General features: G+C 53.4%; 13 protein-coding genes and 11 pseudogenes. 12 read left to right on the top strand and 12 right to left on the bottom strand.

Annotated features, from left to right (window positions below):
- Window positions 1-11: 11 nt before the first annotated feature.
- Both KVH01_RS22360 and KVH01_RS22355 read left to right on the top strand, forming a co-directional pair.
- Complete coding sequence (locus KVH01_RS22360; RefSeq protein WP_217882936.1) at window positions 12-152, top strand: hypothetical protein; 141 nt, start codon at window positions 12-14, stop codon at window positions 150-152.
- Window positions 149-832: an IS3 family transposase gene (locus KVH01_RS22355; RefSeq protein WP_217882961.1), complete on the top strand. Its 684-nt coding sequence runs from the start codon at window positions 149-151 to the stop codon at window positions 830-832. The genes KVH01_RS22360 and KVH01_RS22355 overlap by 4 nt, the downstream gene beginning before the upstream one ends.
- Here the strand turns inward: KVH01_RS22355 and KVH01_RS22350 are convergent.
- Window positions 735-2109, bottom strand: a pseudogene (locus KVH01_RS22350) (IS30 family transposase). The gene KVH01_RS22355 and the pseudogene KVH01_RS22350 overlap by 98 nt on opposite strands.
- Before the next feature lie 109 nt (window positions 2110-2218).
- On the opposite strand from KVH01_RS22350, the pseudogene KVH01_RS30860 reads away from it, so the two are divergent.
- Window positions 2219-2440: pseudogene (locus tag KVH01_RS30860) on the top strand (integrase core domain-containing protein); the annotation flags it as partial.
- Window positions 2441-2479: 39 nt separating this feature from the next.
- On the opposite strand, the pseudogene KVH01_RS22340 reads toward KVH01_RS30860, so the two are convergent.
- A pseudogene (locus KVH01_RS22340) lies at window positions 2480-3172 on the bottom strand (IS3 family transposase); the annotation flags it as partial.
- Window positions 3173-3253: 81 nt separating this feature from the next.
- Between KVH01_RS22340 and tnpB (KVH01_RS22335) the strand changes: the two are divergent.
- The gene (gene tnpB, locus KVH01_RS22335; RefSeq protein ID WP_225924317.1) at window positions 3254-3613 is read left to right on the top strand and encodes an IS66 family insertion sequence element accessory protein TnpB; all 360 of its coding nucleotides are present in this window, start codon (window positions 3254-3256) and stop codon (window positions 3611-3613) included.
- Between the two features lie 17 nt (window positions 3614-3630).
- Window positions 3631-5175 (top strand): IS66 family transposase, encoded by a 1545-nt coding sequence (tnpC, locus tag KVH01_RS22330; protein ID WP_217882934.1) that lies wholly within the window; start codon window positions 3631-3633, stop codon window positions 5173-5175.
- Window positions 5176-5362: 187 nt separating this feature from the next.
- On the opposite strand, the pseudogene KVH01_RS22325 reads toward tnpC, so the two are convergent.
- Window positions 5363-5682: pseudogene (locus KVH01_RS22325) on the bottom strand (transposase); the annotation flags it as partial.
- Between the two features lie 183 nt (window positions 5683-5865).
- Complete coding sequence (locus KVH01_RS22320; protein WP_217882933.1) at window positions 5866-6111, bottom strand: hypothetical protein; 246 nt, start codon at window positions 6109-6111, stop codon at window positions 5866-5868.
- Window positions 6112-6440: 329 nt separating this feature from the next.
- On the opposite strand from KVH01_RS22320, the pseudogene KVH01_RS30030 reads away from it, so the two are divergent.
- Window positions 6441-6565 (top strand): annotated as a pseudogene (locus tag KVH01_RS30030) (lysis protein); the annotation flags it as partial.
- 35 nt (window positions 6566-6600) lie between these two features.
- Here the strand turns inward: KVH01_RS30030 and KVH01_RS30345 are convergent.
- The 4 genes and pseudogenes from KVH01_RS30345 to KVH01_RS30855 all read right to left on the bottom strand — a co-directional run bounded on the left by KVH01_RS30345 (window position 6601) and on the right by KVH01_RS30855 (window position 7705).
- A complete protein-coding gene (locus tag KVH01_RS30345) occupies window positions 6601-6807 on the bottom strand; it encodes a chorismate mutase family protein (protein WP_217882931.1) in 207 nt (68 codons plus the stop codon).
- A gap of 117 nt (window positions 6808-6924) precedes the next feature.
- The gene (locus KVH01_RS30705; RefSeq protein ID WP_404822083.1) at window positions 6925-7203 is read right to left on the bottom strand and encodes an EamA family transporter; all 279 of its coding nucleotides are present in this window, start codon (window positions 7201-7203) and stop codon (window positions 6925-6927) included.
- Complete coding sequence (locus KVH01_RS30700; protein ID WP_217882929.1) at window positions 7191-7364, bottom strand: hypothetical protein; 174 nt, start codon at window positions 7362-7364, stop codon at window positions 7191-7193. The genes KVH01_RS30705 and KVH01_RS30700 overlap by 13 nt, the downstream gene beginning before the upstream one ends.
- Window positions 7288-7705 (bottom strand): annotated as a pseudogene (locus KVH01_RS30855) (DMT family transporter). Before KVH01_RS30855 ends, KVH01_RS30700 begins: the two are co-directional and overlap by 77 nt.
- Window positions 7706-7825: 120 nt before the next feature.
- Here KVH01_RS30855 and KVH01_RS22290 point away from each other — a divergent pair.
- Both KVH01_RS22290 and KVH01_RS22285 read left to right on the top strand, forming a co-directional pair.
- Window positions 7826-8131: a hypothetical protein gene (locus KVH01_RS22290; protein ID WP_217882927.1), complete on the top strand. Its 306-nt coding sequence runs from the start codon at window positions 7826-7828 to the stop codon at window positions 8129-8131.
- 135 nt (window positions 8132-8266) lie between these two features.
- Window positions 8267-8819, top strand: a pseudogene (locus KVH01_RS22285) (IS91 family transposase); the annotation flags it as partial.
- A gap of 118 nt (window positions 8820-8937) precedes the next feature.
- Here KVH01_RS22285 and KVH01_RS22280 read toward each other — a convergent pair.
- Window positions 8938-10096, bottom strand: a pseudogene (locus KVH01_RS22280) (transposase); the annotation flags it as partial.
- A gap of 498 nt (window positions 10097-10594) precedes the next feature.
- On the opposite strand from KVH01_RS22280, the gene KVH01_RS22275 reads away from it, so the two are divergent.
- Window positions 10595-11392: a hypothetical protein gene (locus tag KVH01_RS22275; RefSeq protein WP_217882926.1), complete on the top strand. Its 798-nt coding sequence runs from the start codon at window positions 10595-10597 to the stop codon at window positions 11390-11392.
- Window positions 11393-11398: 6 nt separating this feature from the next.
- On the opposite strand, the pseudogene KVH01_RS22270 reads toward KVH01_RS22275, so the two are convergent.
- A pseudogene (locus KVH01_RS22270) lies at window positions 11399-11542 on the bottom strand (IS5/IS1182 family transposase); the annotation flags it as partial.
- A 77-nt stretch (window positions 11543-11619) separates the two neighbouring features.
- Between KVH01_RS22270 and tnpB (KVH01_RS22265) the strand changes: the two are divergent.
- Together tnpB (KVH01_RS22265) and KVH01_RS22260 are read left to right on the top strand one after the other, a co-directional pair.
- Window positions 11620-11811, top strand: a complete 192-nt coding sequence (tnpB, locus tag KVH01_RS22265; protein ID WP_318836584.1) for an IS66 family insertion sequence element accessory protein TnpB — start codon at window positions 11620-11622, stop codon at window positions 11809-11811.
- 218 nt (window positions 11812-12029) lie between these two features.
- A pseudogene (locus KVH01_RS22260) lies at window positions 12030-12791 on the top strand (IS5 family transposase); the annotation flags it as partial.
- Here KVH01_RS22260 and KVH01_RS22255 read toward each other — a convergent pair.
- Together KVH01_RS22255 and KVH01_RS22250 are read right to left on the bottom strand one after the other, a co-directional pair.
- Window positions 12788-13635, bottom strand: a pseudogene (locus KVH01_RS22255) (IS5 family transposase). The pseudogenes KVH01_RS22260 and KVH01_RS22255 sit on opposite strands and share 4 nt — an antisense overlap.
- 231 nt (window positions 13636-13866) lie before the next feature.
- Window positions 13867-14772, bottom strand: coding sequence for a DNA-binding protein (locus KVH01_RS22250; protein ID WP_217882925.1), 906 nt, complete (start codon window positions 14770-14772; stop codon window positions 13867-13869).
- A gap of 78 nt (window positions 14773-14850) precedes the next feature.
- Between KVH01_RS22250 and KVH01_RS22245 the strand changes: the two genes are divergently transcribed.
- Window positions 14851-15996, top strand: a complete 1146-nt coding sequence (locus KVH01_RS22245) for a site-specific integrase (RefSeq protein WP_217882924.1) — start codon at window positions 14851-14853, stop codon at window positions 15994-15996.
- Window positions 15997-16121: the final 125 nt, after the last annotated feature.

The raw sequence follows: 16121 nt of genomic DNA, 5'->3' as shown, positions 1-16121 counted from the left end.
AAGGGCAGCCAGTGGCCGGTACCAAGGCAATCAGCGAAGAACAGCGAGAGCTGCAGCAGCTGCGAGCCAAGGTCAAGCGTCTGGAGACCGAGGCTGAAATCTTAAAAAAGGCTACGGCTCTCTTGATGTCGGATCCCGATCGTTTTTCCTGATCGAGGAGCTGAGGGAGTCGAGTTCATATCCGACCTGCCTGCTTTGCAGTGCGTTGGGCGTTTCCCGTAGCGCGTTTTACGACTGGCTTAAGCGTCGCTCAGCGCCCAATACCAAGCGTGACGCGCTCAGAGCAAAAGTCGTGCAACTGCATGACGAAAGCCGGGGAAGTGCAGGCGCGCGGATGATCTCTCAGCACTTGAAGGCCCAGCAGGTCAAGGTGGGACGGCATTTGGCCGGAAAACTCATGGCGGAGGCAAATCTGGCCAGCAGGCAGCGCCGCCGCCATCAATATCGCTCTAGAGGCGTCGAAGCATTTGTGGCCAAGAACCTGCTTGAGCGTAACTTTGAGCCAACCGCAATCAATCAGGTCTGGTGCGGCGATGTTACTAGCCTGATGGTTGGGAAACGCTGGTATCACTTGGCAGCGGTCATTGATCTGTTCGCCCGCCGAATCATTGGTTGGGCGTTTTCCCTGATCAACGACGCCAACCTGGTTAGCAAGGCGGTAAGAATGGCGGTGGAGGTTCGAGGCAAACATGGGGGCTTGATGTTTCATTCGGATCAAGGCTGCCAAGGCGGATTCAACCGGTCGTCGCAACACTGGATTGTTGTACAGACTTTAGATACTCATTCAGTGCTTCGGCAGGTGTTTTCCAGCCGAGTGTTTTTCGAGGTCTAATGTTAAGTACGTGAGCTACCGCCTGTATTTCTTGGGCACTCCAACGAGAGAGGTCAGTGCCTTTCGGGAAATATTGCCGTAGAAGGCCGTTCGTATTTTCGTTTGTGCCGCGCTGCCATGGACTATGTGGATCAGCAAAGAAAACCTTTACTCCGGACTCGATGGTAAATCGAGCGTGATCCGACAGCTCCTTTCCACGATCCCAGGTCAAAGATCGCCATAGCTCGATGGGAAGATCAGTCACCGTCTTCTTCAATGCGTTGGCCATACTAACAGCCCCATAGCCAGCCAGCGCCGGGCCGTTCTTCGTGCGAGGAATTAGCCCATAACCTTTCTCGCGAGGCAGATGGACGAGCATGGTAAATCGAGTTGAGCGCTCGACCAGAGTTCCAATCGCTGACCGGTTCAGACCGATGATCAGGTCGCCCTCCCAATGCCCGGGTACAGCCCGATCTTCTACCTCAGCAGGGCGACTGGAGATCATGACGTCCTCGCTGACGTGTGCCCACGCTTTGGCCTGCGCTCTGGCTCTCGGCACGCGCAATGCTCGTCCTGAGCGCAGGCAGCTCACCAGTTCGCGCTTGAGAGCTCCTCGACCCTGAATATAGAGCGCCTGATATATGGCTTCATGAGAGATGCGCATGGATTCATCATCCGGAAAATCGATCTGGAGCCTGTTGGCGATCTGTTCAGGCGACCAGCCATTGACCCATTTACGGTCACTGCGATGCGGTTTATTTCGACCTTTGAAGGGCGCTTGCCGAGGCCCAGAAATCTCACGACCATCGGCGTCTTGAACCTTGCCCTCAAGGCGGTCGCGTACGTACTGGCAGTCGCGGGTTAATGACCAGCTTCGCTGGTTTCGGCCTCTTCGCCACCAGTTCTGCCTTCCATTGTGCTACTGACGCTCGATATTCAAGCCGACCGCAACGGGTAGCAGCATTTCGTGTCAGCTCCCGTGAAATTGTCGATGGGCTTCGTCCAAGGCGACGGGCTATCTCACGAACGCCAACACTTTGCGCTCGAAGCAGCCCAATCTCTTCTCGCTCTGCAAACGATAAGTATCGTCCTGATATGTGATTCGACATGAATAATGGCATCCCGCCTCGATGACGAAACCAGCGTGTACCTACCGCTGTTGATACGCCAACGGCATGTGCTGCCTTTTCGCTTGTGATGCCTGTCGCAATCTGCACCCAAAATAGCCGCTCGATCTCATTACGAAGTGAGGGTGCACCTGGAGAACGCATCGCTCCCCGGCCCGTCAATTTTTGCATCCATCCTGCGGGTCGTCCCATAAACACCTCGATCAAGGTGTTGCGACGACCGGTTGAATCCGCCCAATACACCAGTCAGCGCTTTCAGTCCGAGCTGCTGGAACATGGGATAACGCAAAGCATGAGCCGCAGAGGACAGTGCTGGGACAACGCGCCAACAGAGCGTTTCTTCGGGACACTCAAGTCAGAGCGGGTGCCCACCAAGGGTTATACGACAGTTGAAGAAGCCAGGCAGGATATGACCAGCTTCTTCGTGCGGCATAACCGAATTAGGCTCCACAGCTACAATAACTACCTGTCTCCAATAGCCATGGAGCAGCAGGCGGCTTGACCACCGTAATCGGCGTCCGGAAAAACTTGACCAGAACAATTCCGTTTTCAAGCTGCGAAATACGCGCTCCATCGGTGCGTTATCCCAGCAGTTTCCTCGTCGACTCATGCTCTGGCGCATGCGGTATCGCCACAACCGTTGGCGAAAGAGTCGGCTTGCATATTGCGATCCCTGGTCCGAGTGGAATAGCAGATCCGAAGGCCTGCCACGCTGCTCGTAGGCCATATCCAGCGCCTTGATCACCAGTTCGGCATTCGGCTTTTCCGACAGTGCCCAGCCCACTATCCGCCTAGTGCACAGATCCAGGACGACACCCAGGTAATGCCATTTTCCTTGCGCCCAAATGTAGGTGATATCGCCGCACCAGACTTGATTGGGCGCTGGCACGTCGAACTCGCGGTTCAATGTGTTCGGGATATCCAGTTTTTCTACTGTTGCTCGTTTGTAGGCATGGAAGCCGGGTTGTTTGCTGACTAAATCAAGCTCGCGCATCAAGCTACGCACTTTGTATCGACCGAGTTGCTCACCGTCTTCACGCATCAGCGACAGGATGCTGCGGCTGCCCGCAGAACTGCGACTTTGCGAGAACAGCTCACTAACGCGACTACGCAATCGAAGCCGTTCAACATCTGGTGTGCGGCGCCGCAGGCGCTGGGCGTAGTAACACGAGCGAGTGACGCCAAACACTTTGCACAGCCAATCAACCGGCTCATGGGCGCTCAATTGGTCGTATCCGCTCCATGAGCGCCACATTCCAAGCGGATAGCTGACGGCTGATGCTGTGCTCCCGATTTCCATCAGAAGCCCATCACCATGATGCGTCCCAATGCCAGCGTTGAAAAAGTGTACCTCTACCCGAAGCCTGTAGATTTTCGAAAGTCCATCGACGGCCTGGCTGCATTGGTCGAACTGGACATCAAAGTTGCGGTGTTCGACCCGGTGCTTTTCGTCTTTCTAAATCGCCACCGCAACCGCGTCAAAGTGTTGTACTGGGAGCGCAACGGCTTCTGCCTTTGGCTCAAGCGCCTGGAGTCTGAACGTTTCAAACTTTCCCCTGATGAGGTCGACGAGGCGATCGTGCTGACTGTCCAGGAATTGAACTGGTTACTGGATGGCTTTGATCTCTGGCGCAATCGTCCTCATAAGGTTTTAACGCCAAGATTCGTCGCCTGACGGGTATAATCCCCGGTATGAATTTGATACCCGAAGACCTTCCCGATGATCCTGTTTTGCTCAAGCAAATGTTGCTTGAGGCACTCAGTCGTCAGCAAGTAACGACTGAGGCATACCAGACTCATATCGTCGATTTGAAAGAACAGATCAAACTGCTGCGCGACCGTTTGTTCGGTCGAAAATCCGAGCAGACCATCGAGCCCAACACGCCGCAACTGGCGTTGTTCAATGAGCCCGAAAGCGAGCCGATGCTTCCAGTCGGCGACGCTGACGAAGAAGCGGTTGCTTCGACGCCGCGTCGCGGCAAACGCAAGCCACTGCCGGCTGATCTGCCACGCGTCGAAGTGACCCACGAACTGCCCGAGCACGAACTGACCTGCGCTTGCGGCTGCCGCAAACATGTCATCGGTGAAGAAACCAGCGAACAGCTGGAGATCGTGCCGATGCAGATTCGCGTACTCAAACACATCCGCAAAGTTTACGGTTGCCGCGGTTGTGAAACCGCGCCGGTCACCGCAGACAAACCCGCTCAGATGATCGAAAAGAGCATGGCCAGCCCCAGCGTATTGGCCATGCTCTTAACCACCAAGTACGTCGATGGCCTGCCGTTGCATCGTTTCGAAACCGTGCTGAGTCGACACGGTGTGGATATTCCAAGGCAAACACTGGCGCGCTGGGTCATCCAGTGCAGCGAACACTTCCAGCCCTTGCTGAATTTAATGCGCGACCGATTACTGGAAAGTCCGGTCATCCACTGCGATGAAACAAGAGTCCAGGTACTGAAAGAGCCGGATCGAGGCCCCACCAGCCAATCGTGGATGTGGGTGCAGGCCAGCGGGCCGCCGGATCGAAAAGTTGTGCTATTTGACTACACCACCAGCCGTGCGCAGGAAGTGCCTCTACGCCTGCTGGAAAGTTATCGCGGCTACGTGATGACCGACAATTACGCGGGTTACAACGCGTTGGCGTTGCAGCCCGGTGTTGAGCGATTGGCGTGCATGACTCATGCGCGTCGTAAGTTTGTCGACGCGCAGAAAGTGCAGCCCAAGGGCAAAACCGGGCGTGCCGATATCGCGCTGACAATGATCAATAAGCTGTACGGCATCGAGTGTGAACTCAAGGACGTCAGCGATGAACAGCGTTTTATCGGTCGTCAGGAGAAGAGCCTGCCGATCCTGGGGCAGTTGAAAAGCTGGCTGGATAAAACACAGTCCCAAGTGACGCCGCAAAGTGTGTTGGGTAAAGCCGTGAATTATTTGGCCAACAACTGGAGCCGTCTGGAGCGATACGTGGAGGCCGGTTTTTTACCGATCGACAACAACGCGGCGGAGCGCGCGATAAAGCCGTTTGTAATCGGGCGCAAGGCATGGCTGTTCAGCGACACGCCCAAGGGTGCCACCGCCAGTGCGCAGATCTACAGTTTGGTCGAGACCGCCAAGGTCAACGGCCAGGAGCCTTATACGTGGCTGCGCCACGTACTGGAAAGACTGCCGCCGGCACAATCGGTTGGGGACTACGAAGCCTTGCTGCCATGGAACTGCTCGCCAGAGATGTCACGGTAAACGACTGCCTCATCTGGAGGTAGGTGTAGTTCGTGGATCGCTTACAGTCCACAGGCTTGGGGTAGAGGTAGACTTTTTCGACTTTGGCGTCGGGTCGCATCATGGGATGCTGGCTCCTGAAAAGAATCGGGAGTACAGCATCGGCGATCAATTCTGATCTTTGAATGTGGGGATCATGGATCCCTTACAATTGGTCAATCAGCGCGAACGCTCGTGATCTTCCGACATCAAGAGCGCGGTAGCCTTTTTTAGTATGGATTTCTCTCGCTCAAGCCGAGCGATCCGGGCTTCCAACTCCTGAATTTTTTGCTGCTCAGGAGTCAGTGCTTTGTTCTGCGGGGTGAAGCCTTTATGTTCTTTCTGAATCTGGTCAACCCAGCGGCGCAATGCCGACTCACCAATGCCGAGTGAACGGCTGGCTTCGATGTAGCTGTAGTTTTGCTTGAGCACGAGGTCGGCAGCCTCGCGCTTGAATTCAGGAGTAAAGGAGCGGCGTTGTTTGGTCATCTGACACCTCGATCTGGCGAGCATTCTCGCCTAAATGGGTGTCCGGTTTCATTAGACCACTACACCTGCGATTGGATGAGGCACCACCCATCCATCCCGCGTCGGAAGCTCTAGGAGTGACCATGAGTACGTGAGCGGCCCCCCCCTCAAGCTTGCTCCAAAAGCTCTGCTCTCGCTATGCAGTCATTCTCGCTGTTCCGCAGCTCGACTTATCCGGCCGACCTTCACTTCATCGGCATACCCCGCCAGCCTATTCTCGTCCGCATGAAATACGGTGAGCATCCTTAGCACCGCCTGGGCGTCTGCCTCATTGCCTGCAAGGCTCAGCCGCTCCGCGATCCTCATCAGCTCAACAGCTGACCATTTGAGGTCGGAGGCGATGCCTTGCAGGTCGCGCTTGAGGTCTTGGTTTGGCTTGCTGAGTGTCATGTAGTGTCCTTTCGAATTCGTGTTGAGCCTACTCAGGCTTGACTCGCGTCACTTTGCCATCCCTGATCTCATCGGCCAGCGCCTTAAGCCGATCAGCATCTTCGTAGAGCTTCGCTATCAGCCTCGGGACGGCTTTCACATCGATATCTTTGCAATACTTGGTGATACAGAGTACATCGCTTGCGGTTTGCTCAAGAGAACACCCTAGGTCTATTAACTCGCTACGTAACTGCCGGTTTGGTTTGGTGAGGGACATGACTGCTTCTCTGGCAGAGGTCAGGTGATCTTTATCTGACGAGTATGGGCAGAAACGAGAATCCAACTCAACCCCAGCGCATGCGGAACGAATTTTCGCCATCACCGATGCCGGCGACCAAGGTTTGATCGCGCGGCGGCGTGCCAGGCGTATGTCGGTACTGGATTGCTTTCGCCGCATCCATTTGAGCCTGAATAAAAGGCTTCACCGTTTCACCTTTTATTCCCAGCCCATCAGTCTCCGCAACGGCTTTTTCCAGCAATTTTTTCCTGCACCAGATCTTCGACCGCCTGATGGTGTTGTGCCTTATCATCAGCAACGTCTTTCATGTACGATAAACGTTCATTAATCAGACTGCCAACACTTGCAGCGTATGCCGCCGTGGCGGTAAAACTCGCAACAGTCAGGGTTAATACCATTAAACGGAGTCGGTTTTTCATAATAGTCCTTTGACATCCATCGCTCGTGCAGCACGAGCGATGGACATTTTTTATGTGGTACTTCTAAGATATCACACCTGCAAGACATCCCTACCCTGATGGTATACGATCTTTCATCTATGAAGAACTGCCCAATCGTCGGCCACCTAGTGAAAATATTTTGGAGGCAAGAGCAATAAATATCCAACTAGCTAGCGGTATAACAAGCAATATTGAATGTATTGATATCGCATATCCATAAATATAGCTTTCCAGACTTACCGCAATCAGAGGAAAGATGAGAAATACAAGTGAATCCTGGAAGGCACTAGCCTTTTGCTGAAACCCAAAATAGCAAAGAATCCCGAACACCCCAGCAAAAGCCCCGAGATATAATGTCGCCATTACCGAGCGCACTGAAAAGTTTGATATTTGGGGGGAGGCTCAAAGAGCCATCCGACAGTAGAAATTATCAAGCCTGCTAAAAAGCACGAAAGTGTATTAAATGTTATGACTGAAACATTGCAGCCTCTTTTCTTGCATTGAGCATAAACTATGGCATGAATAACTACGGCCACAATAAGCGCAATTATTCCCTGCCAGTGCCCCCCCGGCATTTATATTTGTATTCGCTTCCTCGTAGAGGATGCCAGTCAGCGCCACTATCGCCATAGTTATGCCAGTTACTTGCACAATATTCGTTTTTATATTCAAAAAACACACTGATGCTATCAAAACAGCTAGCGGCATATTTGCAAATAAAATGGAGGCAAGTCCAGAGCTGACATAGGCGTTGCCCGGGCGGAAACAAAATCAGCGTTTTTCTTAAATACGCAATACTGATTAATAATGGTGCAGCAAACATAAATCCCATCCCGGTTGCAAATATAGGAGGGATTGTTTCCACGGCAATCCGCATGGCTAGCCACGTCGTGCCCCAGGTCAGCGCAATCAGCACGAACAACACTAATACTGTCACTCTACGCATACGATGCTCTCCGGAAAAGAAATTAATTTACCCTTTGCCTGGAGAAAAATATTGTTTTTTATGCTGTTTTTACAGAAGAAAATTCTCCAAATAAGGTACGTTGATATGCTGGATAAAAAGAACAAGGAATTACTCAGGCTCTTGCAGGAACAGGGCAGCCTACGGCTGCAAATCATCCATGTTCAAAATCGGGTAGCATCAGGAAAACCCAATGAGCGCAGCAGGAGCAAGGAGCTGTCTCGATGGCATCACTCAATAAGCAGCAAAGACGCGCCCAGCGCGCCAAAGTCAAAGCCCAACACACCCGGATTCAGCGAGCAGCAGCCAACCATGTCAGCTACGATGACATCGGTTTGAGCCCATGGACCTGAGCGATATGTTCTTGGACGCCTCCTCCGTAGCATTGTCCGTAGAGGAGAGGGAGGGTTGCTTTGTCATGACCGCGATAAACGATCATGATGAGGCAAATGCCCCTTCAACCGGTGACTGCACATGTTGCCTGCCTACAAAGCCCGACCACTGAAAAACCTGTTCACCCCCAACCAGTGCTGGCCAGCCTTGCTCGAGACCGGTGGTCTGCGCGATATCAAAATCGAAGTCGTGACCAAAATGCTCGCCCGTGGCACGTCTATTCTGTTAAGCAGTATATGTGTAGCTGCCACCACGCCAAATACTTCTACAACACCTGCACTGCCGGGTTTGCCCTTCCTATGGCAAAAAGGCCACCGATCAGTGGATCGCTAACCCATATAACCCCTGCCCGATTGTGCCTGGCAGCATCTAGCGTTCACCCTGCCCGACCCTCTGGCCGCTCTTCTTTCACAACCGCCGTTTACTCAATGACGTCTGCCGCTTGGTCGTCGATAATCTGCCCTACGCGGCACGAAAGCGTGGGCTTGAAGTGGGTATCTTCTGCGCCATCCACACTTACGGCCGGCGTCTTAACTGGCACCCCCATGTGCATGTCTCCGTCACTGGCGGGGGGATTGATGAGCTGGGTGTCTGGAAAGACATCGACTTCTATAAAACAGCCCTGCGTCAGCGTTGAATAAAATGCAAAATGTTTTGATTGTAGAGGGCCACCCACTTATACGTGCCGCAATCGTAATGATTCTAACAATCGAGTGGTACTTGCATCTGCGCTGTAAAACCCTTCCCTTCCAAGGACTTTTCGTTTTGGCAGCCTTGATTACCCTGTCCGTTGAAACATGAGCATTCACCGCCGTGCCTTGCACCCATGTCTTAGGTTTAGGCACCTTGGGGCCGCGGGGGCTTTTCGCAACTTGTTTGGGTTGGATGTTTCTGGCCAGCTCCAACAAACGCTGGGCCAACTTTTCCACAGGAATGGCGGGAAGATATTCCGAGGGCAGTGCAATCTGCATTCCCTCATAACCACTCCTGATCTGGACCGCCAAGTGATAGATCGAGCCTTCCCAGCCGTCAGGCTGGGTCTCCCGATGGGCTTGCTCCGCGCTTCGCTTGAGTACGGCCAGGACGTTGTAGGCCAACACTGCCGTAGTAAACCCGAGCAAGGCGGCCTTTGGACTGCCGAGAGTTTCGATTTCACTTTCCAAGATCGTTTCCAGTTGCTGGAACATGCCTTCAATGCTCCAGCGGCGGCGATAGAGTTGCGCGATCTGCTGAGCGCTGACGCTTTCAGGCAGATTGCTCCAGAACATCAAGCTTCTGTCACCCGAGTCTGTTGGCGAATGAAGCGTCAGTTCGACACGCCGACATTGGTAACCGCCTCTGACTTGGATGATCTGCTCACGCATAGTGCCTGTTTCCACAGGCACGGGTTCTTGCCACTCACCCTCTTGAATCAGGCGTGGATGTTTGGCTTGCTGGCGAATGACAAAGGACCTCTGGACCTGCTCACAAGCTTCCATTACCGGGAGCGTGCAGTAGAGCCGGTCAGCCAGCCACACCTGGCCCGGTTCAGCATTAGCCAACAGAGGCAACACGCAAACACGCGCTGGCATAGGCATCCTCACATGCCTGGAGGTCGATGACCTGATCGAGATCAGGATCGTAGACCACTACCGAAAAACCGGGACGAACCGCACCTCGCTCCTGGCGTAAAGCCCCCAGACGCTTCTCAGTGGATGCCAAATAATTGCCATCTACCACTCGAACCTGCCAGTCCGGCAGCATCGTCGTGTAACCCAGTTCTTTGATGGTTGGAGTCAGTCGTTGCGCACAACCGGTGACCAGAGCACGCAACAGCGCGGGTTCGGTACGACTGATCTTGTCGTAGAGCGTCGCCAAGCTGACAGGGAGATCTTCCAGTTGCCGCGCGGCGGCGTGCAGGGATGGCACCAAGACTGCTGTAGACGCGCTCGATAGGATCCTCCGGCCAACGTCCGGATTACTACACGATTTTGTCTAGTTAAACGTCCACGAGCCGGTTGATTGGCTGTGCAAAGTGTTTGATATCAACCGCTCAAGTTATTACGCCCGGCGCTCAAGCGCCGGATGTCGAACGGCTTCGGTTGCGCAGTCGGGTGAGTAAGCTGTTTGCGCACTTTGTTCGGAGAATCCCAAGGCTTCACCACATGCGAGCGAGGCGCTGTAAAGATCGGCAGCACTAATTCGAGGGCAACCGCCCGGCCAATGCAAAGCGATTCGGTAAAGCCGGGGCAGTCGGCTGTGATCTGCTAGGATACTTAAAAGCGAATGGAAAATTAATTGTAATGCTCATACCACACTGAAAGCGGAATATACAAATGTACTGTTCTAGTCAAACGAATGCGAGCACTTTCGAACAAGCAAAAGAAAAATACTCCCGCACTCCCGAGTACTCGGAAGATGAAGTAGACGATGAAATCGAAAAGCATGTTGCTTCTCGCTATTTTAATTGGCGCAAGGGGGCGCTCAAAATTTTCAATTGAACATCAAGAAAAACTAGATGCATCGCTAAACTTTTCTATGCATATTATAACTTCCGCGATCACCGCATTAAAGACAGAAAATGCCGAGTACCTAGTTGATATTTTGTCTTTGCATTTTGCAATTAAGACGAAAGAAGATCTCAGCAAGATTCTTCCAGATATACTTCAGAAACTAGAGGAGATGAAGGCTCAGATTGGACAATATTGTAAAGGTATTCCCAGAGAAAATCAGTTTGCGAAAATACGTGATAAATTTCCTAGCGAGGAAGGCTCAGCATTGGCATTGGTTGTAGGTGCACTGGACTCTAAGTATAGGCGATTATTTCTCACAAATGACTTATTGAAATTGTCAGTGCCAAGCATTGCCACGACGGTTATTCATGAATTGTCGCATCATTTTTTACGCACCAAAGATTATTGGTATAATAATTACGCCATGTACGAACGCCAAAAACCAAAATCAAATTATTTTGAGATACATGATAGGGTTACTTTTGCTGAAATGTCATACGTAAACGAGCCTGATGGTAAAAATAAAGCTATATGGTCTAAACTTCGCGCCAGATCCGCTGAAGATGAATTTTTGAGGTCTCTGTGCATTGAGGATGGTATTGGAAATGAACAAAAAAATAAAATTATCATGACTAACGCAGACTCTATTGTTGCGATAATTATGTCTCTGTCACATAAGCAAATTATGAAGGACGAGGACGCTAGGAGGGTGTAGACAAAATCATGTCGTGAGTCGACGCACGAGTATGCGCGCCTCGGCCAACCACACCCACGCCTCACTCACAGCGAGCAGTCGATCGTGGTGCATGATTAGCCACCGCCCTCTCCCATTCCAAGCATGAGTTCGCTCAACAACCCACCGCTTGGAGTGCGATCCATAAAAGCCACATCCCAAGCGAATAACCGAAGGTCGACGCTGTGCTCCTGAATTCTTTCTGGAGCATGTCCGCCATGATGCGACCCGACACCGAAGTTGAAAAAGTGTACCTTTATCCCAAATCCGCGGACTTCCGAAAATCCATTGATGGCCTGACCACTCTGGTTAAGCTGGATATCAAAGTCGCCGTGTTCGACCCGGAGCTTTTCGTTTTTCTCAATAAAACCCATAACCGGGTCATCTCCCGAGTCGAATAATTTTCAACTACTCGTCCTCTGTAAAATTACTATACATAAAAAAGCATTCAGCTCTGGACTCAACCTCAACGGCTGGATAGAACCTAAGTTAATAAGAGTTGAAACTGCCTCTTCAGGAGTCATTTCGCTAGTGAGTGGAGCTCTCTGCTCAGAGTAATAAACCTTGTCTGACGCATTAGCCACATCCAGCAAGTCTCGTACTTCGCCATAACGAGCGGGACGCGCAGATGCTTAACGGCATCCTCTGGGTACTCTGCTCTGGCGCGGCTTGGCGAGATATGCGCGAGCGATTCGGTCTTTGGTCAACGGTCTATCAACGGTTTCGTGACTGGCGTAATAGCGGAGCGTTTGATCAGAAGCTCAAGCGGCTTCATATCCGATTAAACGAGCAGGGGTTGATCGACCTGGAAACATGGATGTTCGACTCCACTGCCGTACGAGCAACCCGAGCCTCATCAGGCGCCGGGAAAAAAGGGGGCCTGAAGAACCGCAAGATCATGTGGTCGGACGCAGCCGGGGCGGCCTGACAACCAAAAATCCATATGCTATGCGACGCCAATGGCGTGCCGCTGCGTTTCCTGCTATCAGGCGGGCAAGCCAGCGATATTGCCTATGCTCAACCTTAACTGGATGAGGCTTGCATCCCAAGTTTTCGTGGCCGCCCTCGCAAACGCTGCCGATGGCTGTTGGCTGACAAGGGCTACGACGCTGATGCTCTGCGCCGGTACTGTGATCGGTATCGTATGCCGCCAGTGATTCCGTTGCGAAGCATGAAGCGCAAATCCAAGCCGGGCTTGCCCAGACTGTTCGACCGCCCCAAATATCGGCAGCGCAACGTCATTGAGCGCATGTTCGGATGGCTGAAGGAGAGCCGCCGCATCGTTACGCGTTTCGACAAGCTCGCGAAAAGTTTTGGGGCAATAGCCTCATTGGCCTGTGCCATGCGGTGTATAAGGCAATACTTTTCGTACAGAGCCTAGGGTTTGTCTGAAAAGTCAGCCCGCAAACACTTCTCGATGCAGGCCAGCGTGACCATGGCTTTGAAGCTGCTCGCCAGCTTGTCGTATCGCGTACAGAGTCGACGTTTTTCCTTGAGCCAACTGAACAGCCGCTCGATTACGTTGCGCTTTTTATATTGCGGCCTGTCGAATAGTCGAGGCAGGCCTGGCCGAGGCTTGCGATGCATCTTGCGCAAGGGAATGATCGGCCGCACGCCATAGCGATCACAGTATTGACGCAGCATCTGGCTGTAATAACCCTTGTCGGCCAGTACATGCCGGCAGCGCTTACGCGGACGCCCCCCTGGCAGGCTAATCTGCTCCACTAGCGGCATGAAGTAGCGCGAGTCGGTTTCTTCACCGGGCGACAGCATGACCGTCAGCGAGAAGCCATTGCTATCACAGGCGAGATGAGTCTTGGTGATCAATCCGCCTCGGCTACGGACGAGGCAGTGGTGATGGGGTTCCTGCGGGCCCCTTTTTTTCCAGCACCGCTGGCTGCTCGGGTAGCTCGGATGGATGTCGAATCGACCATCCAGGTATCCAGGTCGATGAAGCCGTCTTCACGCGAACGAAGGTGTAAATGGCGCAAAACCTGCTCGAAAGTACCGTTGTCACGCCATTGTCAGAAGCGCTGGTAAACGGTTTTCCAACGCCCAAAGCGTTCTGGAAGATCACGTCATTTGGCGCCTGAGCACAAGATCCAGAAGATGCCGTTGAGCATCTGACGATCATCCCACCTTGGGCGCCCCATGCGTTGAGGAAAGGAAACGATGGCTTCGATCATTGCCCAGCGCTCAGATGAAATATCATATCGACCTGTCATGACGGCCCTCCCGGCAACCAGAGCGCGTCATTTTAGCCGAGGCGACTTTTCAGACAAACCCTAACAAGTGACAACTACCTGAGCGACGACACAAGGGCGGCGATGTGTACGCGATCACGCCGTTGAATATTCCGCTACGTTTCGCGCAACTGTTTCGTTCATTTCCCGAATCCTATTGTGCCCAGCTATTGAAGCGTAGGTGACGTATCCTTTAATTGTACCCTGTCGGTCTTACTTCGATGGCTTGGACTCGCGCTTTTTTTTCGCGCGCGTCTGACGTTCGCTGAACGGCGATGAACGGAGTTGCGCAAGCTGCTGCTCCAGCGTATCGCCACGTGCTTGCTGTGCAGCGGAGTTCTGCAGAGCTTGGCCTAGCGCAGTTTGGAGTTCTTCAATCCTTTGCTGCAACTGCTCAAGTTGGTTGCCGACTATCTTCAGTTGCGTGATCGTGCGCTTGCCCTCCTCTCGGGCACGATCAACTTCACGATGAGCACGATCCTCGACACTACGCACGTAGACTTCCTGCGCGACACGTTCCTCCTCGGCCTTGAGTCGTAGCGCCTGCAGTTCCTGTTGGGTGTTGAGCTGCAATTCTCGCAGTTCCCGGTGCAATATCTGGTTCCGCTGCTGCGTGTCACCGCGCTCCCGCAGTATGCTATCGCGCTGATGTTGAAGGTCTTGAATCTGCTTCACGCGCTGTTCAAGCAACAATTCTAGGTCCGTCAAGCGAGTCTCGCTAACTTGCTGGGCGGCCTGCGCGGTCGTCGCAAGTTGCCGCGCCAGTCCTGCATCCTCTCGCGCCTGCTCCTCTCTAGCGGCCACTCGCTCATGCTCGGCAATCATAACTTGCCGTTGCTCAGTTAGTGCCTGTTCGGCGACGCACCGGGCAAGATAGATCGACTGTTGCCACACAGCGACAAACGCTTCCGCTACCTCGGTCGGCAGTGTCGGTAATCGGGTCGCGCCGTTTAGCCTTTCAGCTAAGCGCACCCACCATTGATCGAGCAAGCCACCAACTCGCGCTGGGCTACCCCGACCCAGTTCCAGGCGCACTCTCTCCACTGTCGGCCGCTCGCCGCGCGCCAACACCGCGTCCGCGGCCGCAAACACTTCATTTTCCGGCACGCCTATCGTCATGGTTCACCTCGGGCTATATTAGGTCTGATAATGAAAGATTATCCGATGTTATTTTAAACAAGCTGGAATTTACCTACGTTGAACGTTACAGAGCGCCTTGTCCTCGTAAATGAATCACCGCTTGACATACATTTTCTCGCGCTAAACGCTCAGGAAGCTGCAGCAGCGTTTGTCGCAGCAGGCACAGCGGCCAACACCCTACGCAGTTACCAAAGCGCCCTCACCTACTGGTCAGCCTGGTTAAAACTCCGATATGGCCTGACGCTTGCCGACACTGCGCTACCCACTCCTGTCGCTCTGCAATTCATCCTCGATCATCTGGCGTGTCCGCGAGAAGACAATACTTGGGTTCACCTACTGCCGCCTGCGATGGATGCCGCGCTTGTGAGCTCCGGCGTCAAGGCCAAAACCGGCGCCCTGGCCATCAACACCGTCAGCCACCGTCTTGCAGTACTGAGCAAATGGCACCAGCTCAATGGCTGGATCAGCCCGACCGAAGCAGCGCCGGTGAAAACCCTGTTGCACGAAGCGCGCAAGGCACAAAGCCGTCAGGGGATTCAAGTACGCAAAAAGACTGCGGCAGTGCTCGAATCGCTGCAGGCGCTTTTGGCCACCTGTACAGACGGTGTACGTGGCGTCCGCGATCGCGCCCTGCTCTTGCTTGCTTGGAGCGGCGGCGGCCGGCGGCGCTCGGAAGTGGTAGGGCTGAGGGTCAACGATGTGCGCCAGCTGGATGCCGACACGTGGGTCTATGCGTTGGGTGTCACTAAGACCAATACCGGCGGTGTACGCAGGGAGAAGCCGTTGCGCGGCCCCGCCGCCCACGCCTTGTCTGCCTGGCTGGAGGCTGCACCGATCGCTGACGGACCACTGTTTCGACGTCTGCATAGAGGCGGGAGGGTCAGCGCTGATGGACTGTCCAGCGATCAAGTGGCGCGCATAGTGCAACGCCGAGCCAAACTGGCCGGCCTCGAGGGTGATTGGGCTGCGCACAGCCTGCGTTCGGGTTTTGTTACCGAAGCCGGCCGTCAGGGCGTACCGCTCGGTGACGTCATGTCCATGACCGAACACCGCAGCATCAACACCGTCATGGGCTACTTTCAAACAGGCTCCCTCCTAAATAGCCGTGCCACCTCCCTGATGCCTTTTCCTGAAGACCCAAGGCAAAGAGAACCGGACAGCCCAGAACAAAAAACGCACCACAACTACGAAGTCATGACGTAAGAACGAAAAAGTCATGAGATCCCCTTACTGGATTGAGGGGGCTCTGTTAAATGAGGCGTTGTTAGGTACGTGCCGCCTTAGCCCTCTTCAAACTTAACCAATGAAATCCGCGTCTTGTAAACGCT

The organism is Pseudomonas khavaziana, from assembly GCF_019145205.1.
GTDB classification, from domain to species: domain Bacteria; phylum Pseudomonadota; class Gammaproteobacteria; order Pseudomonadales; family Pseudomonadaceae; genus Aquipseudomonas; species Aquipseudomonas khavaziana.
Note: the sequence above shows the minus strand (reverse complement) of the source record. Positions and strands in the feature narration are given on the sequence as shown.